The organism is Stenotrophomonas sp. STEN033 (assembly GCF_056856655.1).
In genome coordinates this window covers 89,642-111,089 of sequence record NZ_JBXFWM010000005.1, presented here as the reverse complement: position 1 = coordinate 111,089, position 21,448 = coordinate 89,642, and the positions used below count along the sequence as shown (strand labels likewise).

General features: G+C 62.4%; 19 protein-coding genes. 4 read left to right on the top strand and 15 right to left on the bottom strand.

Annotated features, from left to right (window positions below; genetic code table 11):
- Positions 1-259: 259 nt before the first annotated feature.
- From AC1VXC_RS03435 to AC1VXC_RS03410, 6 genes are all read right to left on the bottom strand, one after another.
- Positions 260-1,036: a hypothetical protein gene (locus AC1VXC_RS03435; RefSeq protein WP_482995001.1), complete on the bottom strand. Its 777-nt coding sequence runs from the start codon at positions 1,034-1,036 to the stop codon at positions 260-262.
- A 164-nt stretch (positions 1,037-1,200) separates the two neighbouring features.
- A complete protein-coding gene (locus AC1VXC_RS03430) occupies positions 1,201-1,977 on the bottom strand; it encodes a hypothetical protein (protein ID WP_481539701.1) in 777 nt (258 codons plus the stop codon).
- Between the two features lie 169 nt (positions 1,978-2,146).
- Positions 2,147-2,920, bottom strand: coding sequence for a hypothetical protein (locus AC1VXC_RS03425; protein ID WP_481539702.1), 774 nt, complete (start codon positions 2,918-2,920; stop codon positions 2,147-2,149).
- A gap of 155 nt (positions 2,921-3,075) precedes the next feature.
- Positions 3,076-3,870 (bottom strand): hypothetical protein, encoded by a 795-nt coding sequence (locus AC1VXC_RS03420; protein WP_481539703.1) that lies wholly within the window; start codon positions 3,868-3,870, stop codon positions 3,076-3,078.
- Positions 3,867-5,162, bottom strand: a complete 1,296-nt coding sequence (locus AC1VXC_RS03415; RefSeq protein ID WP_481539704.1) for an N-acetylmuramoyl-L-alanine amidase — start codon at positions 5,160-5,162, stop codon at positions 3,867-3,869. The genes AC1VXC_RS03420 and AC1VXC_RS03415 overlap by 4 nt, the downstream gene beginning before the upstream one ends.
- A gap of 4 nt (positions 5,163-5,166) precedes the next feature.
- Positions 5,167-5,448: a hypothetical protein gene (locus AC1VXC_RS03410; protein ID WP_481539705.1), complete on the bottom strand. Its 282-nt coding sequence runs from the start codon at positions 5,446-5,448 to the stop codon at positions 5,167-5,169.
- A gap of 47 nt (positions 5,449-5,495) precedes the next feature.
- Between AC1VXC_RS03410 and AC1VXC_RS03405 the strand changes: the two genes are divergently transcribed.
- On the top strand, positions 5,496-6,254 hold the full coding sequence (locus tag AC1VXC_RS03405) for a hypothetical protein (RefSeq protein ID WP_481539706.1): 759 nt from the start codon (positions 5,496-5,498) through the stop codon (positions 6,252-6,254).
- A 337-nt stretch (positions 6,255-6,591) separates the two neighbouring features.
- Here the strand turns inward: AC1VXC_RS03405 and rodA are convergent, their stop codons facing one another.
- From rodA to AC1VXC_RS03380, 5 genes are all read right to left on the bottom strand, one after another.
- Entirely contained in the window at positions 6,592-7,698 is a 1,107-nt protein-coding gene (gene rodA / locus AC1VXC_RS03400) for a rod shape-determining protein RodA (protein ID WP_313173019.1), read from the bottom strand.
- A complete protein-coding gene (gene mrdA / locus AC1VXC_RS03395) occupies positions 7,695-9,791 on the bottom strand; it encodes a penicillin-binding protein 2 (RefSeq protein ID WP_481539707.1) in 2,097 nt (698 codons plus the stop codon). The genes rodA and mrdA overlap by 4 nt, the downstream gene beginning before the upstream one ends.
- A gap of 3 nt (positions 9,792-9,794) precedes the next feature.
- A complete protein-coding gene (mreD, locus tag AC1VXC_RS03390; RefSeq protein ID WP_313173017.1) occupies positions 9,795-10,280 on the bottom strand; it encodes a rod shape-determining protein MreD in 486 nt (161 codons plus the stop codon).
- Positions 10,277-11,413: a rod shape-determining protein MreC gene (gene mreC, locus AC1VXC_RS03385; protein ID WP_481539708.1), complete on the bottom strand. Its 1,137-nt coding sequence runs from the start codon at positions 11,411-11,413 to the stop codon at positions 10,277-10,279. The genes mreD and mreC overlap by 4 nt, the downstream gene beginning before the upstream one ends.
- A gap of 156 nt (positions 11,414-11,569) precedes the next feature.
- Positions 11,570-12,616, bottom strand: coding sequence for a rod shape-determining protein (locus tag AC1VXC_RS03380; protein WP_005419402.1), 1,047 nt, complete (start codon positions 12,614-12,616; stop codon positions 11,570-11,572).
- A gap of 274 nt (positions 12,617-12,890) precedes the next feature.
- On the opposite strand from AC1VXC_RS03380, the gene AC1VXC_RS03375 reads away from it, so the two are divergent.
- On the top strand, positions 12,891-13,823 hold the full coding sequence (locus AC1VXC_RS03375; protein ID WP_313173015.1) for a carbohydrate kinase family protein: 933 nt from the start codon (positions 12,891-12,893) through the stop codon (positions 13,821-13,823).
- A 324-nt stretch (positions 13,824-14,147) separates the two neighbouring features.
- On the opposite strand, the gene AC1VXC_RS03370 is transcribed toward AC1VXC_RS03375, so the two are convergent.
- From AC1VXC_RS03370 to AC1VXC_RS03360, 3 genes are all read right to left on the bottom strand, one after another.
- Positions 14,148-14,717, bottom strand: a complete 570-nt coding sequence (locus tag AC1VXC_RS03370; protein ID WP_481539937.1) for an HAD family hydrolase — start codon at positions 14,715-14,717, stop codon at positions 14,148-14,150.
- Between the two features lie 65 nt (positions 14,718-14,782).
- Positions 14,783-15,517, bottom strand: coding sequence for a hypothetical protein (locus AC1VXC_RS03365; RefSeq protein ID WP_481539934.1), 735 nt, complete (start codon positions 15,515-15,517; stop codon positions 14,783-14,785).
- A 299-nt stretch (positions 15,518-15,816) separates the two neighbouring features.
- Positions 15,817-16,854 carry an MBL fold metallo-hydrolase gene (locus tag AC1VXC_RS03360; protein WP_481539935.1) on the bottom strand — a complete coding sequence of 346 codons (1,038 nt, stop codon included), beginning with the start codon at positions 16,852-16,854 and terminating at the stop codon, positions 15,817-15,819.
- Positions 16,855-16,986: 132 nt separating this feature from the next.
- Between AC1VXC_RS03360 and AC1VXC_RS03355 the strand changes: the two genes are divergently transcribed.
- Together AC1VXC_RS03355 and AC1VXC_RS03350 are read left to right on the top strand one after the other, a co-directional pair.
- On the top strand, positions 16,987-17,634 hold the full coding sequence (locus AC1VXC_RS03355) for a TetR/AcrR family transcriptional regulator (RefSeq protein WP_481526726.1): 648 nt from the start codon (positions 16,987-16,989) through the stop codon (positions 17,632-17,634).
- 177 nt (positions 17,635-17,811) lie between these two features.
- Positions 17,812-19,095, top strand: coding sequence for an acetamidase/formamidase family protein (locus AC1VXC_RS03350; RefSeq protein WP_481539936.1), 1,284 nt, complete (start codon positions 17,812-17,814; stop codon positions 19,093-19,095).
- A gap of 379 nt (positions 19,096-19,474) precedes the next feature.
- Here AC1VXC_RS03350 and AC1VXC_RS03345 read toward each other — a convergent pair whose 3' ends face one another.
- Positions 19,475-21,427 (bottom strand): M1 family metallopeptidase, encoded by a 1,953-nt coding sequence (locus AC1VXC_RS03345; RefSeq protein WP_481538582.1) that lies wholly within the window; start codon positions 21,425-21,427, stop codon positions 19,475-19,477.
- Positions 21,428-21,448: the final 21 nt, after the last annotated feature.

The following is a 21,448-nucleotide window of genomic DNA, read 5'->3' as shown; positions in this document are numbered from 1 at the left end:
GCGGCCTTTGAACGTGAATGCGCCAGACAGGCGGCCAACTCTCCCAAACACGGCATTGGCCCCCAAATGGAACGCAAGCCCTCCGCCCCGCCCGGACTGCCCAGCGGGGTGGTTCGATCTTGCGAGTGCCGTACCGGTGCCTTCCACTTCTGATGGGTGGCAACCACGGGCGAATCGGCCTGATGGCGTTGCAGTCCTTCACATAGCAGCTGCACCCACTGCCGACGCCTCGGGCTGGGAATCCCGCAATCGCTGCGGGTCACGGCTCCGTAATCTGAATGATCTTCGCGCCGAACTCTTCAAGATCATCAAAACTCAAAATACGCAGACGACCTTCAGGATCTTCAGAAATGCGGAAAGGGCGCGGCAATGTTCCGTCAATCTCGGCGCGCGCCGTCTTTCCAGTGGAGAGGGTGTAGATATAAACCAGCGTATCCCGAGGCGGAAGCGAATCCTTTTCCGAAAGGGTCATCCCCCCCGGATCCAGCGAAGGAAGGTCGGCCTGCCCTATCAAGTGATCGTCGTCGAGAATGACCCAATAAATCGCGGTTGCGTCATCGAAACCATCGGGGTCTCTCGGCGGCGTGTCGATGTCTTCGAATGATTTGGCTAAATATTCAGCGGAAGCAATCGCATACCCCGCTTCACCGATAGAGAGCAACGCCCATTTCCGGTCCGGGCTGACTTTAGCATCAGAAATCCTTCCCGATTGGGAAGCAGTCCTTATCACGCCCAGATTGTGTCTAATGATCTGCGCGCGCTCAGGCCCAGACTCGTCCAGCCAGACTGGCAAGTCTCGTAGCCGTCGCGGTGCTACCTCGTCCACTGGCACACCTGTCAGCCGATAGCGAACTGCCCGCTGATCCGTCGGCGATGGCGATGTTGCGAGGGCGGACTCAGCAGATGGAACCGCCACCGCCACCGCTTCGGATGTGCAACCCGACACGAGAACCGCGCCAAACAGGATCAGGCAAAGCAGCACCCGGCTGCTGTGAAAGAAGGTCGCACTGTTCCGCGATAGGCGTAGCTGCTTCATCGATTCATCCTTAAATCTTCAGGCAATAAGTCGGCGACGGCATCGCGGATGTTCCGACCGACCTGCTGCAACCCGGACACGCACCCGCTCTTTCAAAAAAATGCCCGCGACGCATGACGCTCGGGCACACACGAAAGCATGCAAACGCGGCCTTAGGACCGAAATCAGGGCTCGGGAATCTGAATTATTTTCACACCAAACTCTTCGCGATCATAAAAATTTTCAATCAATAGACGACCCTCAGTACCTTCAACAATACTGAAAGGACGCGGCAATTTTTCGTCAATCTCGGCACGCGTCACTGCTCCACTGGAGATGGTGTATATATAAATCAGCGTATCCCTGGGCGGAAGCGACTCTTTTTCCGAAAGGGTCATTCCCACCCCCGGATCCAGTGAAGGAAGGCCGACTTGTCCGATCAAGTGATCATTGTCGAGAATGATCCAATCAATAGCGGGTGCGTCATCGAAACCATCGGGAAATCTCGGCGGCCTGACGATGTCTTCGAATGAATTGGCGAATGATTCAGCGGAAGCAATCGCATATCCCGCTTCACCGATAGAGAGCAACGCCCATTTCCGGTCCGGGCTGACTTTAGCATCAGAAATCCTGCCCGATGGGGAAGCAGACCTTATCACGTCCAGATTGTGTCTAATGATCCGCGCGCGCTCAGGCCCAGACCCGACCAGCATGTCGGGTAACTCTCCTACCCGTCGCGGTGCTACCTCGTCCACTGGCACACCTGTCAGCCGATAGCGAACTGCCCGCTGATCTGTCAGCGATGGCGATGTTGCGAGGGCGGACTCAGCAGGTGAGGCCGCCACCGCCACCGCTTCGGATGTACAACCCGTCACGAGACCCGCGCCAAACAGGATCAGGCAAAGCAGCACCCGGCTGCTGTGAAAGAGTGCATTGGTCCGCAATAGGCGTAGCTGCCTCATTGATTCATCCTTAAATCTTCACACAATGCGTCGGCGGCGGCATCGCGGATGTTCCGACCGACCTGCTGCAACCCGGACAGGTACCCGCTCTTTCTAGAAAATGTCCGAGACGCATGACGCTCGGGCACGCATGAAAGCATGCAAACGCGGCATTCGTGGGTCCGGGGGATCAAGGCTCCGGAATCTGGACGATCTTCGCGCCAAACTTTTCGAGATCATCAAGACTCAAAATAAGCAGACGGCCTTGAGTATCTTCAGAAATACGGAAAGGGCGTGGCAATGTTCCGTCAATCTCGGCGCGCGTCGTTGTTCCGCTGGAAATGGTATAGATATAGATCAGCGTATCGCGGGGCGGAAGCGAATCCTTTTCGGAAAGGGTCATCCCCACCCCCGGATCCAGTGAAGGAAGGGTGGCCTGCCCGATCAAGTGATCATCGTCGAGAATTAACCACCTGAACCATGTCGCATCCTCGAAACCATCAGGTCGTATCGGCGGCCTGGCGATGTCTTCGAATGTTTCAGCGGAAGCAATCGCATACCCCGCATCGCCGAAATAGATAAGAGCCCATTTTTTATTTTTACTTATTCTGAAACTGAAAATCGTCCCTCCCTCCGGAGCGGACCTCATTATCTCGCGATTCTGATCAAGTATCTGTGCGTGCTCAGACCCAGACCCAGACAGAATAAAAGGAAATTGCCCGCCCGATCTCGATGGTGCCTCCTCCGCTGGCACCGTTGTCAGCAGATAGCGAACTGCCCGCTGGTCCGGCGACGCTATCGATGACAACGTTGCAGGCTTTTCTTCCGGTGACGAAACCGCCACCGCCACCGCTTCGGATGTGCAACCCGACACGAGAACCGCGCCAAACAGGATCAGGCAAAGCAGCACCCGGCTGCTGTGAAAGAAGGTCGCACTGTTCCGCGATAGGCGTAGCTGCTTCATCGATTCATCCTTAAATCTTCAGGCAATACGTCGGCGACGGCATCGCGGATGTTCCGACCGACCTGCTGCAACCCGGACACTTTCAAAAATACCCGCGACGCATGACGCTCGGGCACACACGAAAGCATACAAACGCGCTCTTCGGAGCCAGGGGATCAAGGCTCCGGAATCTGAATGATCTTCGCGCCAAGCAATTCGAGATTAAAATTATTTGCAATAACGATACGCCCCCCAGGACCTTCGATAATATCGAAAGGACGCGGCAATGTTCCGTCAATCTCGGCGCGCGTCGTTGTTCCGCTGGAAACGGTGTAGATATAGATCAGCGTATCCCGAGGCGGAAGCGAATCCTTTTCCGAAAGGGTCATCCCTACCCCCGGATCCAATGAAGGAAGGTCGGCCTGCCCGATCAAGTGATCGTCGTCGAAAACCATCCAACCAATAGCGGTTGCGTCATCGAAACCATCAGGGATCCTCGGCGGCCTGGGGATATCTTCAAATGATTTGGCCAATGATTCAGCGGAAGCAATCGCATACCCCGCTTCGCCGATATCGAGCAAAGCCCATTTCTGATCCGGGCTGACTACAGAACCATAAATCTTGCCCCCAAAGGGAGCAGACCTTATCACGCCAAGATTGTGCGTGATGATCCGCGCACGTTCAGACCCAGATTCAACCAGCATGTCTGGCAACTTTCCTAGCCGTCGCGGAGATACCTCGTCCACTGTCACCGTTGTCAGCAGATAGTGAACCGCCCGCTGTTCCGTCGCCGATGGCGATGGCGATGGCGATGGCGATATTGAGTGCGGGGGTTCAGCAAATGACGCTGCCACCGCGACGGCTTCCGAATTGCAACCCGATACAAGAACCGATCCAAGCAGGATCAGGTAAGGCAGTACCCGGCTGCCGTGAAAGAATGCATTGTTCCGCAATAGGCGTAGCTGCTTCATGGATTCATCCTCAAATCTTCAAGTAATGCTCCGGCGACGGCATCGCAGATATCCTGCCTGACCTGCTCGTAACCCTCATTGATGCTGAGCAGCCTATCCACGGCCTCGTTATCGATGAACTCAACCTCCAGGAGTGCCGAGCGCAAGGGGTGATAGTCGGCGGAATTCCCCAGCGACGCTTCACGTTGAACGGAAAGTTCCCTTTCAGATTTAATTCCACGATTTCTTGCCCCGGCATCATGCGTGAGAATTGCGTTGTAAGCCGCGTCATTCACTCTTTGCGCCAGCGCAGTGTCCTCATCAAAATTCACGTTAGTGGCGCGAGGGCGGATCAGTGTCTCGGTGCCTCTTGCCACCGCATTTGCGCCATTGAAATGGATGCTTAATAGGACATCAGCGCCGTTGATCCGGCCGGTCAGCGCGCGCTCACTTCCTTTCTTATTTACGTCATCGGCTCGCGTCATGTGCACCCGTAGGTTTTGATTCTCACCGACACGCAGCGCGCGCAATGCCGTTCTGGTCCGTAGGCCAAAATCAAGCGTCAGTTCTTTTTCCAGAAGACGGCTGGTGTGTGAAGTCGCATTGTTGGCCGAGGAGCCAGCATAGTTGTCTACGCCCCCGTGCCCGGGGTCGATCACGATGATGCCCGGCACCTCCAGGTCGATCAGCTCGACTGCTGCAGCCTCGCCCTCCAACTGCACGCTGATGCGCGCAGCATTGAACGCGACGGGCGGCAGGTTGATGCGGATGGCGGTGTGGCCGGTATCGTCCACGGTGGTGGTTGCCTGCTCCTGACTGACGCGAGCGAACCCAGTGGCGGTGAACTCGGCTGGCGTCTCGAAGCGGTCACGATGCGCGACTGCCGCCTGCGCCCAATCACCCCGGAAAACAGCGGCGGCTGCTTCCTCGCCTTCTGCCACAGGGCGCACGAACAGCGGCACCATCGTCCATGTCACCGTCTTGCCTGCATGGTGATTGTCGGGGCGGCCTTCGCTCCAGATGCGAACCTTCAGCTCGCGGTGCGCGATGCGGTTGTCCGCGGGCTCGACCTTGACCATCGGGTGTTTATGCGGGATTGCCTGCGGCTCGGTTGAGCCTTCGATTGCTATACGGTCTACGTCTGCCTCGCTATCTTCCTCGAAGATTTCCGGTGCAAGCGTAATGGCGTCGATATGCAGCACGTTCTCCGGCCTTTCGACCAGAACTTCCCTGCGTGCCGTCTTGGATATGGGCGAGGTGGCGGATTCGGCAATGCGGCGAAAGATGTGCTGCGCGACAGGGACAATGATCATCGGCTCAAACCTCCTTCACTTCCAAAGACAGCATTTCGGAGCTTGCTGTTTTCACCACCTGCGTGCGCCCGAGGGAATCGGTGACGCCCTCCAGATAGCTGCCGTCCTCGAGCAGAATGCGATAGGAAACGTTGGGCAGAGGCTCGCCGCTTGTCTTGTCCTTCAGCACAAAACCTTCGTCGAACAACTTGAGCCGGGTGTCCGGTAACTTTGGCAGTCCAATTACCCTGAACTCGCCCTGCAGAAATGGGTGGTCACTGGCCTTGACGATGAAGTTACCGGGCATGTCATAGTTCCTTTATATACGATGCACTTCCATGGAGATTTATAGCAGTGACGCTGATCATCGCCGCCGATACGCAGGATCATCTAATCCTCGCCGGAGATCATTGCGCAGTATTGACGCAGCAGTCAAACCCAGGTGCACCGGAGTGTGTGCTCACCAATTACCGCAAGGTTTACCCTTGGAAATACGGTGCTATCGCCGCTTCCGGCGATGTTTTTCTGAAGATCAATTTTTTGAGATTATTCTTAAAAAACGTGAGCGATGGCGGCCCCATAAATCTTGCTCAGCTTGCCAAAACTGCCAAACAGATCCGTACAAACAGCGGTATCCCACCTGATATCTCCACCGGAAATATCTTCTTCACCGCACCTGGACGCGTAGGGTTTCAGCTGCATTGCGTATCAGTCAAAACCGACCGCATCCTTTGCGAGATCATCAAACCTTTCGTCACGCAGTTTTCGTCCGCAGACAAGCTGCTTGAACAAGCCGAATACAATGCATTCAACAAGCAGCTGCGCCCGGCGCTCTTCTTTGATGATATCCATGCGTTCCATCGCCACCACCTTGATCTGCTGACGGCATTTTTTGCCGGTTACAGTGCAGGCGATGCGCGGGTAACGGCATCGTTTGATGTGTGCATGCTGGACAAGAAAACCGGTATCGGGACGTTCTGGTATATGTCGAAACCGCCAAAACAACTGGCCTATGTCCATCTTTCCGAAGATGAGAGCGACGCCGCACCCGGATACCCCTACTACGTTGGCGGCATAGACAACAGTTTGCTGGCAGGCTTGTCCTGTCAGTGACGGCTACCAGCCATGCAGAAAGGGCGCGTGACAGCGCCGGCGACAGCTTCACAAGCGGCGCTCAAAGGTAAAAAAGGAGCGTCGGCCATCTCCCCATCCCGCAGAGATGACCGACACTCGCGTCAGCGCCCGGGGGACCCGGGACGACGGCTCCCCCCGTCATCCCGCCAGATGCCAACCTGCCAGCTGCCCCATACGGCGAGCCGGCAGTCACAGCGCGATGCGCGCGCCAGTGACGGGACATAGTGTGAAGGTTTAGTGAAACCAGGTGTTTGATCTGGATCAAAGCTCACAACATTGGCGCGGATCAATACGCGATCCGCGCAACAGCATTGCGTCAGCCGCCGTGCACCGGGCGATGCGCACGCACCGCCATCACCAGGCCAAAGCCGGCCAGCAGCGACACCGCCGAGGTGCCGCCGTAGCTGATCAAAGGCATCGGCACACCCACCACCGGCAACAGCCCGGAGATCATGCCGCCGTTGACCAGGATGTAGACGAAGAACGCCAGGCCGGTGGCGCCGGCCAGCAGGCGCGAATAGGTATCGCGCGAATCCACCGCGATCCACAGGCAGCGCCCGATCACGAACAGGTACAGCGCCAGCACCACGGCCACGCCCACCCAGCCGTACTCCTCACTGAGCACCGAGAAGGCGAAGTCGGTGGTCTGCTCGGGGATGAAGTTCAGGTGTGACTGCGAGCCCAGCCCCCAGCCCTTGCCGGTCAGCCCACCGGAACCGATGGCGATCTTGGACTGGATGATGTTCCAACCCGCGCCCAGCGCATCGCTCTCGGGGTCGAGGAACATCATGATGCGGTCCTTCTGGTACGGCCGCAGCAGCCAGAACCAGGCCACCGGCGCGGCTGCGGCAACACCGCCCACGCCCACGCCCACCCACCACCACGGCAGGCCGGCCAGCAACAACACGAAGGCACCGCTGGCGGCGATCAGCACACCGGTACCGAAGTCCGGCTGCAACATCACCAGCCCGGTCGGCACGCCGATGATCACCGCCGCCACCAGCACCACCGGAATGCGCGGCGGCAAGGGCATGCGGTTGAGGTACCAGGCCACCATCATCGGCAGGCTGACCTTCAACAACTCGGCCGGCTGCAGGTAGAACAGCCCCAGGTTCAACCACTGTCGCCCGTACTTGCCGGTGCCAAGTACGAATACCGCCAGCAGCGGCAGCATCGAGAATGCATAGATCATCGGCGTCCACGCGCGGATGCGCAGGATCGATACCCGCGCGATCGCCCACATGGCCACCAGCCCCACCGCGAAGCGGGCGCCCTGCGCCATCACCAGGCCGCTGCCACCGGCGCTGTCCAGCACCGACAGGCCAATGGCCATCAAGGCAAGCAGGGCAAACAGCAGCGGCCAGTCCAGGCCGCGGCTGAGCCGCTGGCCCATCTCCAACGCCCAGCGCAGGAAATCCCTCATCGACGTGCCTCCACAGGCGTTGCTGCCGGCGTCGGTGGACGTGCCGTCGCCGGCGCAACGCCGGGCAACGCCTCAGGCACCGGCTGCGGCGGCCCACCCGGCAACGGCGCAGGCGCGCCGACCATGATCGGCAGATCGGCAAACTGCGGCGCCACCAACTCACCGCGCGCGCGCCAACCCGCGTCTTCGGTATCAAAAGTGGCCACGCCCACCGCCACCGTGCCGCGCTCGGCATCCAGCGGCTGCAGGCCTTCGGGCATCACCCCGAGCAACCAGGCATCAAACACCTTGCGCGCGATAGGCGCGGCGGCCGAACCACCATAGCCGCCGCCTTCCACCGCAATGGCAATGGCGATCACGGGCTCCTCGGCCGGCGCAAAACCCACGAACAGCGCGCGATGGCGCAGATGCATCGGCAGGCTGCGCGGATTCAAGGCAGCCGTACCCTTGCGGCTGATGACCTGGGCGGTACCGGTCTTGCCTGCCATGCGGTACTGCGCACCGGCTGCGGACCGCCAACCACTGCCGCCGGGCTGCATGGTGCCCATCATGCCCTCGCGCACCGCCTGCACGTTGGCCGGATTGGGGCTGATCGGCCGGCTCGCCGGTTGCGGCGTCGGCGCCCAGTCGTGGTCGAAGCCGGCACGCTGCTCCATGACCAGATGCGGTCTGCGCAGCTGGCCGGTGGCCAGGCCGCCAACACCGCGCACCAGTTGCAACGGCGTGACCTTCCACAGGCCCTGGCCGATGCTGGCATTGACGGTGTCACCCGGATACCAGCGTTCCTTGTTGGACTTGAGCTTGGCCGCCGGCGACGGCAGGATCCCGCCGATCTCGCCGGCCAGATCGATGCCGGTGGGCTGGCCAAAGCCATAGCGGTTGCCCATGTAGTCGTCATAGCGCTCGATGCCCATGTCGATACCGAGCTGGTAGTAATAGGTATTGACCGACTGGGTGATCGATTTGCGCAGATCGGTCCAGCCATGGCCGCCACGGTTGGCGTCACCCCAGCCACGACTGACACCCGGCAGGTAGAACATGCCGCGCGACAGGATCTTGTCTTCCGGGCGGCGCAGGCCGCTGTCCAGGCCGGCCAGGCCGAGGAAGGGCTTCACCGTCGAACCCGGCGCCACGCCACCCAGCACCAGGCGGTTGAACTGCGGCCGCGACGGGTTCTCGTTCAGACGCTTGAAGTCAGCGTGGGAAATGCCGTTGACGAACAGATTGGGGTCGAACGACGGCAGGCTGACCATGGCCAGGATCTCGCCGGTGCGCGGATCGATCGCCACCGCCGAGCCTTCCTGCTCGCCGAACGCCGCCACCATGGCGCGTTGCAGGTCGGCATCGATCGACAGCCGCAGATCGGTGCCCGACTGCGCCGGCACCCGCCCCACCGTACGGATCGCACGGCCCTGCACATTGGTCTCGACCTGCTCGTAGCCGATCTTGCCGCGCAGCTGGGTTTCGTAGAAACGCTCCAACCCGGACTTGCCGATGTGCGTCAGTGCCGCATTGCCCTCGCCCAGCTCTTCCAGATCCTTGTCGTCGACACGGCCGACGTAGCCGATGATGTGGCCGAACAGATCGCCGTAGGGATAGCGGCGGGTCAGATAGGGTTCCAGTTCCACGCCCGGATAGCGCCAGCGGTCCACGGCGAAACGCGCCATCTCGTCGTCGCTGACCCGCAGCTTCAGCGTCACCGGCATGAAGCCGCGGCGCGCCTTGCGCGATTGCTTGAAGCGCTCGATGTCTTCTTCGCTGAGCGAGAAGATCTTTTGCAAACCGGCCAGGGTGGCGTCCATGTCCGCGACCTTGTCGGCGGTCACGTCCAGGCGGAAGGCCGGCACGTTCTCGGCCAGCAGACGGCCGTTGCGGTCGTAGATCAAGCCACGCCCAGGCACCACCGGCCGCGCCTTGATGCGGTTGGCTTCGGAGCGGGTGGCGTAGATGTCGTGGTCCAGCACCTGCAGCTTGAAATACCAGGCCGCCAGGAAACCCAGGGCCAGTACCACCCCGAGAAAACCGATGGCCGCACGCCGCCGGAACTGCTCGGCCTCGGCGTGCGGGTTCTTGCTCTGGCGGCGCGACGCCATACGTCAGCGCCCGCGCTTGCCCAGCCGCACCGCATCCAGCAGTACATACAGCGGCAGCCACAAGGCCATGCCCAGCAGCGGTGCCACCCAGTAGCTCCACGGCAGCAGCGGCTCACCCACCAACAGGTGGATGGCAGCATCGATCACGCGATCGTTGAACAACAGCCCGCCCATGGCCAGGGCCTGCTGCGACAGCGGAAAGAACCGGATGCGGGCGCGGAAGCGCTGCAGGATGAAGGCCATCACCACCAGCCGCAGCGCCTGCTCGCCGAGAATGCCGCCAAACATCACATCGGCCAGCAGACCGATGCAGAACGCGAAGCCCAACCCGACCTTGTCCGGGGTTTCGATCACCCAATAGGCCAGCACCAGCGCCAACCAGTACGGGCGCACCGGCAGCAGCAGCTCGGGCAGCGGGATCAACGCCAGCAGCAAGGCCAGCACGAAACTGACCGGCATCACCCAGCCCTTGTTGCGCAGACGACTCATGGGCGCACCTGCGGCGGGCTTGGGTTGTCAGCGCTCGCCGGTGCTGCCGGGCGTGTGGGCTCGGTGGCGGGCGTTGTCGCCGGGGCGGGCGCTGGACCTGCAGCAGCCGGCTCGCTCGCTGGCGTGCGTGACGGGGCCTGCGTGGCCGCCGCAGCCGGAGGATTGGTGGCGTTGCCGGCGGCAGGAACAACGGCAGCAGCCGCGCCCATGCGGTTGACCGGAGCCATGGATGGGCCGCCCGCGGCCGTGGCTTCCGGCGCCGATTCGCCTGCATTGCTGTCCGGCAATTGCGGCAGCGCCGGCACCGAACGCAGCAGCAGCACGTTACGACCACGGTCCAGCTTGGCCGCCGGCTCCAGCTCGCCGACCAGGAACGCATGGGTATCGTCCGGACGCAGCTTCAGGATCTTGCCGACCGGGAAGCCGGCCGGGAAACGCCCGCCCAGACCGGAGGTGACGATCTCATCGCCTACTTCCACGCCCGCGCTGAGCGGGATGTCGCGCAGTTCCAGGCGGTCGCCACGACCGTAGACGATCAGCCGCACGCCGTTGCGCGCCACCGCCACCGGTACCGCGTGGTCCGGATCGGTCAGCAGCAGCACGGTCGAATGCGCCGGCGTCACCGCGATCACCTGGCCCATCAGGCCACCGGCATCGATCACCGCCTGGCCGACGTGCACGCCGGCGCGGCTACCCGAATCCAGCACCAGACGCTGCTTCACCGGGTCCAGGTCGATATCGAGGATGGGGGCCAGCTGCACGTCCAGGCCATTGCGCTCGGCCACGTTGAGCAGCTCGCGCAGCTGGGCATTGTCCAGCGCGGCGGTCTGCAGCCGGGTCAGGCGTGCATTGGCGATCAACAGCTGGTTGCGCAACTCGCGGTTCTCGCTGACCAGTTGGTTATGGCTGGCCGCATTGTCCTTGACCGAGGCCCCCACCCGGCCCGGCACACCGGCCAGCGCCCACACCGGCTGCACCAGCACATTGGCCTGGGCACGCAGACGCGACATCCAGCCGCCCTGGTCATCCAGCACGATCAAGGTGATGGCCAAGGCCAGGTACGCCAGCAGACGCAGCGTGCTGCTGGCATCCCCCTGACGGGAGGCTACGGGAGGACCGGCGTAAGGGGGCACGACAGAAGGCTGGGAGTAGGAAATGAAGAATCAGGTATGGAAACGGCGCGACTGGCGTCACGCCGATGGTTCGGGGAAGCGGATGCCGGAGAGTGGAACCAGATGCAGGAAGCCCTGCCCCCCATTCCCGCTTCCCCAGCCCCCATTCCCTGCGGATCACTCCGGCGCAAAGAACTCGTTGCCGTGCATGTCGACCAGCTCCAGCGCGCGACCGCCACCGCGGGCCACGCAGGTCAGCGGGTCATCGGCCACCTGCACGTGCAGGCCGGTTTCCTCGGAGATCAGGCGATCCAGGTCACGCAGCAGGGCGCCACCACCGGTCAGCACGATGCCGCGCTCGGCGACGTCGGCGCACAGTTCCGGCGGGGTCTGCTCCAGCGCCAGCTTGACCGCCGAAACGATGCCCGACAGCGGCTCGTGCAGGGCTTCCAACACTTCGTTGGAGCTGATCTTGATCATCTTCGGCACGCCCTCGGCGAGGTTGCGGCCGGAGATTTCCATCTCGATCACTTCCGCCTGCGGGTAGGCGCAGCCCAGCTCCACCTTGATGCGTTCGGCGGTGGCTTCACCGATCAGCATGCCGTGGTTACGACGCACGTAATTGGTGATGGACTCGTCGAAACGGTCGCCGCCAATGCGCACCGAGGCCGAATAGACAATGCCGTTCAGCGAGATGACTGCCACTTCGGTGGTGCCGCCGCCGATATCGATGACCATCGAGCCGCGCGCCTCGGTGACCGGCATGCCGGCACCGATCGCAGCTGCCATCGGCTCCTCGATCAGGAACACATCACGCGCACCGGCCTCCTCGGCCGATTCCTTGATGGCGCGGCGCTCGACCTGGGTGGAGCCGGCCGGCACGCAGACCAGCACGCGCGGGCTGGGGCGCAGCACGCGCGACTTGTGCACCTTCTTGATGAAGTGCTTGAGCATCGCCTCGGTATAGGTGAAGTCGGCGATGACGCCGTCCTTCATCGGGCGGATGGTGGTGATATGGCCCGGGGTACGGCCGAGCATCTGCTTGGCCTCGGCGCCGACGGCAGCCACCGAACGGGTGCCACCGATGGCACGGTCCTGGCGCACGGCGACGACGGATGGCTCGTTCAGCACAATGCCCTGGCCGCGCACATAGATGAGGGTGTTGGCCGTGCCCAGGTCAATGGACAGGTCATTGGAGAACATGCCACGCAGCTTCTTGAACATCTGGGAAGTGATCCTGAGGGGTGTCGCGCCCACGCCGGTTGGCGAAAAAATGGGCAGAAAATGAGGGCAGTTAGCCTATCAACCCACCCCCGCCCGAGCAAGGAAAATCCACGGAAAATCGAGGCTTTCGACCACGCCGGGCAGCTGCGGTACATCCTTGCTTGTGGCCGTGGGCCGCCGCAGCCGGTAACCTTACGCACTTTGGCGCGCCATCGCGCCGGGTCGTCTGCGCGTGCGCGACGGCCTTTCCCTTTTACGTATAGGCCTGTTCGCAATGTCCGCTTTGATCTGTGGTTCCCTAGCCTTTGACACCATCATGGTGTTCCCGGACCAGTTCAAGAACCACATCCTGCCGGACAAGGTGCACATCCTGAACGTGTCGTTCCTGGTACCGCGCATGCGCCGCGAACTGGGCGGCTGCGCCGGCAACATCGCCTACAACCTGAAGCTGCTGGGCGGCAGCCCGATCCCGATGGGCACCGTTGGCCAGGACTTCGGCCCGTACCGCGAGCACTTCGAGCGCATGGGCATCGACCTGAGCCAGGTGCGGGTGCTGGAAGACATGTTCACCCCGCAGTGCTTCATCACCACCGACCACGACAACAACCAGATCACCGCCTTCCACCCGGGCGCGATGATGCGCTCGCACGACAACCACGTGCGCGATGTGCCGGGCGTCACCTTCGGCATCGTCGCGCCGGACGGCCGTGAGGGCATGATCCAGAACGCCGCCGAATTCGTGGAATGCGGCATCCCCTTCATCTTCGATCCGGGCCAGGCGCTGCCATTGTTCAACGGCCCGGAACTGCGCGAATTCATCGAGCAGGCCGACTACGTGGTGGTCAACGACTACGAGTCCAACCTGCTGCAGCAGCGCACCGGCTGGAGCGAGACCGACATCGTCGCCCGGACCAAGGCCTACATCACCACCCAGGGCCCGCGCGGCGCCATCATCCACACCCCGGAGAAGAGCTTCGACATCCCGCCGGCGCACGAGCGCCGCGTGGTCGACCCAACCGGTTGTGGCGACGCCTTCCGCGCCGGCCTGATCTTCGGCATTGAGAAAGGCATGGACTGGCTGACCGTCGGCCGCATGAGCAACCTGATGGGCGCGCTGAAGGTGGAACACCCCGGCACGCAGAACCAGCGCTTCGACTTCGCCGAGTTCAACGAGCAGTTCAAGCAGCAGTTCGGCTACAGCCTCTGAGAAAAACGGTGCTTCGGCGCCGTTTTTTTCTGTAGTGCTGAACCATGCTCGGCAGGGGCTTTACAAGCGAAAAGCTCCCCCTCACCCCAACCCCTCTCCCGCAAGCGGGAGAGGGGCTCAAAGCGTAGTGCCGAGCCACGCTCGGCAGAGGCCTTACCGGCAATCTTCCGGCCACATGGCATTGGGGGGAGCGGCGAACGCCGCGAAGCTCGCACACCACCAGATTGCAGCACACACCCGCGACCCAGCATTCCCGGCTTCGCGGCTTACGCCGCTCCCACAAGAGGGTTTGCTGGTAATGCCCCAGCCGAGCATGGCTCGGCTCTACCCAGTTGCTGCAGCCTGCCATTGCTGCAGCAACTGCGCACAATCGCGCAACTGCCACTGCGCCATGCCTGGCCACGGGTCATCCGGCACATTGATCAGGATGCCCGGCACGCCGGCAGCCTTCGCGGTGGCCAGATCGTAGTAATGATCCCCAACCATCCGCATCTGCGCCGGCAACACGTGCCAGCGCGCCGCAAAGAACTGCAAGCCAGCCGGTGACGGCTTGGGCGCCACTTCCCAGCGGCCGATGATTTCCTCGCTGGCAAAGCAATCCGCCACACCAATCGCCGCCAGGGTCACTTCCGCCAGCTCACGGGCATTGCGGGTAAGGATGCCCAGCCGGCAACCAGCGGCATGCAGCGCGCGAACCAGGTCCACCGCCCCCGGCGCTGCGACCGAGGCCTCGGCCAGCTCCCGCTCGTGCTGCATCAGCCAGGCGTGGCTGTCAGCGGCCTGCTGCGGCGGCAGGCCGGCCAGGTGTTCAAGAATGTCCGCACCGGAAGGAATCTGCAGCTCGCGCCGGATCAATTCGAAATCATGCACCGGCTCGGTCAGGGTGCCGTCCATGTCGAACACCCAATGACGGCTGGCGGCGACGTCGCAACGCCCCGCCCTGTCTGCAAGCACCGGCCTCAATCCCAGTTCGGCATCTGGCTGCCGTCCAAGCCACCGACCTCGAACACCGCCTTGCGGGTGCCGCCAGCCTGCACCGGGAATTCGATCTCGATGACCTTGGCCTTGCGTGCCTGCCGCCACAGGCCGCGGTTGTCATCGATGAACATGGCGATGGCCTCGTCGGTATCCGGGCGATGCGCAGCCATGTTGCGGGCCGGCGCGCCGTCGACGCTGACCTTGACCTGGCAGGCACGGTAGCAGGCCTTGGCGAAGTCACTGGACTGCAGCACCAGGTAGGCGTGGCGCTTCCACTCCGGGTGATCGCGGAACACCAGGTTCACCTGCTTGGGACCGGTGCTATCCACTTCCACCCGGTCCTTGCTGAGGATCGCGGCCGAGCGCTGGGTACCGCCCTTGACCGGCACCTGGTTGTAGCTCCACAAAGCCTGCATGCGGCGCAGTTCGCTGGCGGCTGCGGCCTTCTCCCGCACTTCGGCAAAGCCCGGCTCGATGCGCTTGGCGGTTTCCGAGTCCGGGTACTGGTCAAGCAATGCAGCACCATGGATCCGCGCCCGCTCCCAATCGGCGCCCGTAACCGCCGTGTCGTAGAGCTTGCCGATGCCCTCGGCGTCGGCTTCGCGCTTGGCGCGCTCCTGCGCGGCAGCGGCCTCCTGTTGCTGGCGCTCGGCCTCCGGGTTGCTGCAGGCGGCCAGGGCAAAGACGCAGAGGGCGCCGAGGATCAGGGGTTTCATCAAACAGCTCCGGTGAACAGGGCGCGTGGTGAGCGCGATGGGCTTCACTTTAGAGCATGTTGGGGATTGGGAGGCACGATCCTTTTCCGCATTCGCGTTTGCCTGCGCTTTTGCTTTGCCCTGCCTTTATGCCGTCATTCCCGCGCAGGCGGGAATCGCTCTGGCTCTTTGGCTTCGCGTAACACCAAATGCAAAGGCAAGGGCAACAACAAGAGCGATTCCCGCCTGCGCGGGAATGACGGCACTAGAAGCAACAGCAACAGCGGCAACAACAACAGCAACAACTACAACCGCAGCCCTCACTCCCCGCCCATCCGCCACCAATGCGTCGAAGGCGCAGGCGCACGGATATCCAGACGCTCACCCATCTGCGGCGCGGTCAGCAGCACGCCCTGCTCTGCCGCCAATGCGGTGATCCGCTCGAACGGCTCGGTCCAGGGATGCAAAGCCAGGTCAAACGTACCGTTATGGATCGGCATCATCACCTTGCCGCGTACATCCAGATGCGCCTGCAGGCTCTGCTCCGGCTGCATGTGCACGCCGGGCCACTGGGCGTCGTAGGCACCGGTCTCGACCATCGCCAGATCAAACGGGCCGTAGCGTTCGCCGATCTTCGCAAAGCCATCGAAGTAACCACTGTCGCCACTGAAGAAGATCCGCGTGCTGCCGGTATCGATCACCCACGATGCCCACAGGGTGCGATTGCCATCGGACAAACCGCGACCGGAGAAATGCTGCGCAGGTGTGGCCGCGATTTTCAGGCCCTCCACCCGGGCTTCCTGCCACCAGTCCAGCTGGGTGATCTTTTCCTCAGGCACGCCCCAGGCCTGCAGGCGATCGCCCACACCCAGCGCAGTGACGAAGTGCCGCACGTTCGGCGCCAGCGCCAGCACCGCGTCGTGGTCGAGGTGATCGTAGTGGTCATGCGAAATGATGACGCCGGTGATTTCCGGCAACTCATCAATCGACAGCGGCGGCGCATGGAAGCGCTTGGGCCCCATGAACGAGAACGGCGAAACGCGCTCGGAGAATACCGGGTCGGTCAGCCAGAAGTGACCATCCAGCTTCATCAGCATGGTCGAGTGACCCAGCCGCCACAGGCTGTCGTCCGGTGCGTCCAGCAAGGCCTGCCGGGTCAAGGCATGTACCGGAATCGCCACCTGCGGCGTCGCATCGGCCGGCTTGTCGAACAGGAACCGCCACCACACCTTGGCACCCCGCACGAAACCAAGCGGGGCCTGCTTGGCCACGTTGTGGAAACGCCCCTCGCCGTATTGCGGCGACTGGTCATAGGAAGCGGCGGGACGTGCACCGCAGGTCAGCAGGCCAATGGACATGGCAATCAGCACCGTAATGAGGAGGAGGAAACGAGGCAGGCGACGCTTCATGGCTGGGCTTGCCGATAAAAGTACACCAATGAGTTTACTTCTATTTCGAGGAAAGTAAACTGAACGGTGTAAAATAAGCGGATGACCGATTCCAAGCGCCCGCTCCGCCTGACCGACCGCAAACGCGAGGCCATCCTGCGCGCGGCAGTGGCCGAGTTCCGTGAACTGGGCTTTGCCGGCACCAGCATGGACCGCATCGCCGCCACCGCCGAGGTATCCAAGCGCACCGTCTACAACCACTTCGCCAGCAAGGACGAGCTGTTCACCGCCATCCTCTGGCAACTGTGGGAAGCCAGCCAGTCGCTGGACGCGCTCGCCTACGATCCAGCCAGACCACTGCGCGAACAGTTGCTGGGCTTCGTCGCGCAGAAGCTGCGCCTGCTCAGCGACATCAGCTTCATCGATCTGTCGCGGGTGGCCATGGCCGAGCTGGTGCATGCACCGGAACGGGCACGGGTGATGATGGACAAGCTGGCCGAGAAGGAAGAAGGCCTGACCACCTGGATCCGCGCAGCACAGGCCGATGGCCGCCTGCGCGACGACATCACCCCGGCCGACGCCGCCCATCAGCTGCAGGGCATGGTCAAGGCGTTCGCGTTCTGGCCCCAGATCGCCATGGGTGCCGCGCCCTTGGACGCCAGCGCGCAGCAGCGGCTGATGCACGACTGCGTGGACATGTTCCTGGCGGTGCGCGCGCGCCCTGAGCGCAGCGCACGCCCACTCCGGTAGCGTGCAGCCTGCCGCAGGAATCATCACCCGGCTGCACGAATAGCCGGACTGACTACAAATGTAGTTACCTTTGACACTGCGACGGCGACCTGCCCGTTCGTACACTCCGCGAACACGCCCGCCGGGCCCTTCGCAGACACACGCAACGTGCGCACCTCCCTGAGATGGTCATCGCTATTGCTGTCCGTACTCCCGCTCCATGCCCTCGCCGCCGATCAATGGATCCTGGCCACCGATCTATGGGGCAACAGCGCCAGGCAGACCTTGAATCTGGATGTGCAAGGCACGCAGGTCAGCGGAACATTGGGGGGCGACCCGATCAGCGGCAGCTTGAACGGCGCGCAGCTGAAGTTCACCGCAACCGGCAGCGACGGCCAGGTCTATCACTACGATGGCCGCATCGATGGCAGCCGCATGCAGGGTCGCAGCGACGAGCCGGACACCAACAACCGCAGCGCGCGTGCAACGCATGATTTCAGCGCCTGGCGAGTGCCGTCACGGCCGGACAAGGTACCGCGCCTGCATGACTTCACCCCAAGCGACTACTCCAATACCTTCAGCGCCGACCGTGCCCCGGCGCTGGTGATCTGGCCAGGCGATTCGGTGCAGACCAAGACCCTGGATTCCGGTGGCGTCGACGAACACGGCATCACCCGTGCCTTGTTCGGCAATCCGCAGGTCGGGCCGTTCTTCGTCGCCGGTGCCGAGCCCGGCGACACGCTGGCGATCACCCTCCGTTCGCTCAAGCTCAATCGCGACTACGCCGACAGCCTCGACGGTATCGTCGGCCGCCTGAAGACACCGCGCATCGCCATCGAGACCGCGTCGCTGGGCAAGCCGGTGCGTTGGGAACTGGATCGCATGCGCGGCATGGCGCGGCCGCAGGGCGCCAGCGGCGCATTGAAGAACTTCGAGATTCCGGTCAAGCCGATGCTCGGCGGTCTCGCGGTGGCACCCGGCTTCGGCTATCCGCCGCTCTCCACCGGCGACACCGGCGACTTTGGCGGCAACATGGATTTCAACGCCGTGGTCGAAGGCAACACGGTCTACCTTGAGGTGCAGCAACCCGGCGCATTGCTGTACGTCGGCGACGGCCATGCCCTGCAGGGCGACGGTGAAACCAGCCAATGGGCATTGGAGACATCGCTGGACGTGGTGCTGAAAGTGGAGCTGATCAAGAAACAGTCCATCGCCACACCGCGCGTTGAATCCCCCACGCAGATCATGACCCTGGGGCAGGCGGGTTCCAGCGACGATGCGCTGCGGCTGGCGACGTCGGGGATGCTGCAATGGCTGCGCCAGTCCTTCGGGCTGGATATGTCGCAGGCTACCCAGGTGCTGGGCGTGGCGGTGCAGTACAGCGTGGTCAATCTTGCCGGTCGGAGTGTTGGGGTGGTGGCAAAGATTGATAAGGCGGTGTTGAAGGGATTGCCGGTGGCTGAGCGGAAGGCAGGCGACTGAAGGCTTTTGGCTTTTGGCTTTTGGCTTTTGGCTTTTGGCTTTTGGCTTTTGGCTTTTGGCTTTTGGCTTTTGGATTTGGGGTTTGGGGTTTGGGGGTTTGCTCTTAATGCCGTCATTCCCGCGAAGGCGGGAATCGCTCTTGCTTCTGCTCTTGCTTCTGCTCTTGCTTCTGCTCTTGCTTCTGCTCCTGCTTCTGCCTTCTCTTCGAACCAAGGCAAGAGCCAAAACCAAAGCGCAGAGCGATCCCCGCCTTCGCGAGGATGACGGCATAGGGGCAACAGCAACACAAAGCAAAGCAAAGCACTGCAAAGCAGCACAACAACACAAACAACAACGGCGGGCTTTCGCCCGCCGCTGTCTTGTCTCAAACCCTACCCACTTACTGCTTCGGCGCAGCTTCCTGCTTCGGTGCTGCTTCCGCCTTGGCGATCATGTCTTCCACCGACGCGGTGGTGATCGGGTGGTAGCCCGGCTTGGCCTTGGCAAATACTTCCTTGGCGAAGGCCAGACCTTCCGGCGTCTTCAGCAGTTCAGCGTAGATCGGCAGCACCAGCTTGCGGCGGCCCACCTTCTGGATGAACTCGCCAGCAGCCGCCTGCGCATCGGTATAGCCACTGCGGATGGCCAGCGGATACCAACGCATCGCGATCTCGCCGTTCGGGGTGCCGGTGAAGTGGTAACCCTTGTCCAGCGCGGCCAGCTTCTCGATCGGCTGGGTTGCACCCAGGCCGTCAATGAAGCGCACCCACTCCTGGGTGTTCCACTCGCGGGTCACCTGGTTGCTCGGCAGCGCGCTGCTGCCGAGGAAGGCGATGCGTGCCGTGTCGACCACCGCAAAGTTGCGCGAACGTGCCTTGGTGGCGAACGCCGGAATACCCGGCTCTTCCAGCCATGCCTTCAGCTCGGCCTCGGTGACCGCCGTCGGATTCTTCGGCAGCAGATTCTTGGTCATGTACGCGACGAACTGGTCTGTGTTGGCGCTCTGGAAGGCATGGTCGTTGAACCAGCCACGCAGGAACGGGTCAAACACCGCACGGCCAAAGCGCTGCTCCAGGAACTGCAGGAACCAGGCACCCTTGACGTAGGCGACATTGCTCAGCGCTTCGTCCGGATCACGCTCGTTGAGCGGCGGCAGCGCCAGTGCCTGGTCGGCCGGGCTCATGTCCTTCACTTCGTTGAGCAGATCGGTCTGGTCGATTTCGCGCTCCATCTCGGCCATCTCCGTGCCATACAGCGCCTCGGTGATGCGGCCCTGCACGTAGGTGGTGAAACCTTCGTTGAGCCAGATGTCCTTCCAGCTGGCGTTGGTCACCAGGTTGCCGGACCAGCTATGCGCCAGCTCATGCGCAACCAGCGATACCAGCGACTTGTCGCCAACGATGACGGTCGGGGTGGCGAAGGTCAGGCGCGGGTTTTCCATGCCACCGAACGGGAACGACGGCGGCAGCACCAGCATGTCGTAACGGCCCCAACGGTATTCGCCGTACAGGTTCTCGGCGGCACCGATCATCTTCTCGGTGTCTTCGAATTCCTTGGTCGCCTTGCTGACCATGGTCGGCTCGGCCCATACGCCGGAGCGCTCGGAGATCGGCTCGAACACCAGGTCGCCAGCGGCAATGGCCAGCAGGTAGGACGGGATCGGCTGCGGCATCTTGAAAGCATAATCGCCATCGCGTGCAGCCTTCGGATCGTTGTCGGCGCTCATCAGCACCATCACGTCCGGGCGGCTGGTGACATGCGCGCTATAGGTGAAGCGGACGCTCGGGGTGTCCTGCAACGGCACCCAGGAACGGGCGTGGATGGCCTGCGACTGGCTGAACATGAAGGGCAGTTTCTTGCCCTCGGTCATGGACGGCTCCAGCCACTGCAGACCGGAGGCGGTCGGCGCGGTGTGGTAGGTGATGCGTATCGAGGTCGGCTGGTCCGGAGTTTCGATGCTCAGCTTGCTACCGAACACCTTGTCGGCCGGTGCCAGCGCGAACTGCAGCGGGGTGGCAGCGCCGTCGGCGGCGAGGGCCTCGACCTTCTCCACGCTCAGCTCGCGGGTGTCGAGCAGCAGCTGCTTGGCCGCCTTGTCCTTCCACTCCAGCGTATAAGTGGCGGTGCCACCGATCTGCTTGGCGTCGAAATCGACCTTCAGGTCCAGCGCCACGTCCTTGATGACGACCTTTTCGGGCTCTGCATAGGAGCTTTCATCGTGGCTGCGGCTGACGGTATTCACGGCGGCGGCGGGCTTCTGGGCGACGGGGTCGACGGTGGGGGCTGCGGGCTCTTTGGCGCAGCCAGCGACGAGCGCCACGGCCAAGGGCAGCATCAGGAACGAAGAACGCATTGATCTGGAACCGGTTCAGGG

What these genes read in the sequence shown, in the direction of transcription:
- AC1VXC_RS03420 (WP_481539703.1), bottom strand. Translation starts at nt 3,870, where the DNA reads ATGAAGCAGCTACGCCTATTGCGGAACAATGCATTCTTTCACGGCAGC.
- mrdA (WP_481539707.1), bottom strand. Translation starts at nt 9,791, where the DNA reads ATGGCGTCGCGCCGCCAGAGCAAGAACCCGCACGCCGAGGCCGAGCAG.
- AC1VXC_RS03415 (WP_481539704.1), bottom strand. Translation starts at nt 5,162, where the DNA reads ATGATCATTGTCCCTGTCGCGCAGCACATCTTTCGCCGCATTGCCGAA.
- AC1VXC_RS03370 (WP_481539937.1), bottom strand. Translation starts at nt 14,717, where the DNA reads ATGGACGGCACCCTGACCGAGCCGGTGCATGATTTCGAATTGATCCGG.
- mreD (WP_313173017.1), bottom strand. Translation starts at nt 10,280, where the DNA reads ATGAGTCGTCTGCGCAACAAGGGCTGGGTGATGCCGGTCAGTTTCGTG.
- rodA (WP_313173019.1), bottom strand. Translation starts at nt 7,698, where the DNA reads ATGAGGGATTTCCTGCGCTGGGCGTTGGAGATGGGCCAGCGGCTCAGC.
- AC1VXC_RS03365 (WP_481539934.1), bottom strand. Translation starts at nt 15,517, where the DNA reads ATGAAACCCCTGATCCTCGGCGCCCTCTGCGTCTTTGCCCTGGCCGCC.
- AC1VXC_RS03430 (WP_481539701.1), bottom strand. Translation starts at nt 1,977, where the DNA reads ATGAGGCAGCTACGCCTATTGCGGACCAATGCACTCTTTCACAGCAGC.
- AC1VXC_RS03355 (WP_481526726.1), top strand. Translation starts at nt 16,987, where the DNA reads ATGACCGATTCCAAGCGCCCGCTCCGCCTGACCGACCGCAAACGCGAG.
- AC1VXC_RS03425 (WP_481539702.1), bottom strand. Translation starts at nt 2,920, where the DNA reads ATGAAGCAGCTACGCCTATCGCGGAACAGTGCGACCTTCTTTCACAGC.
- AC1VXC_RS03345 (WP_481538582.1), bottom strand. Translation starts at nt 21,427, where the DNA reads ATGCGTTCTTCGTTCCTGATGCTGCCCTTGGCCGTGGCGCTCGTCGCT.
- AC1VXC_RS03360 (WP_481539935.1), bottom strand. Translation starts at nt 16,854, where the DNA reads ATGTCCATTGGCCTGCTGACCTGCGGTGCACGTCCCGCCGCTTCCTAT.
- AC1VXC_RS03380 (WP_005419402.1), bottom strand. Translation starts at nt 12,616, where the DNA reads ATGTTCAAGAAGCTGCGTGGCATGTTCTCCAATGACCTGTCCATTGAC.
- AC1VXC_RS03435 (WP_482995001.1), bottom strand. Translation starts at nt 1,036, where the DNA reads ATGAAGCAGCTACGCCTATCGCGGAACAGTGCGACCTTCTTTCACAGC.
- AC1VXC_RS03375 (WP_313173015.1), top strand. Translation starts at nt 12,891, where the DNA reads ATGTCCGCTTTGATCTGTGGTTCCCTAGCCTTTGACACCATCATGGTG.
- AC1VXC_RS03410 (WP_481539705.1), bottom strand. Translation starts at nt 5,448, where the DNA reads ATGCCCGGTAACTTCATCGTCAAGGCCAGTGACCACCCATTTCTGCAG.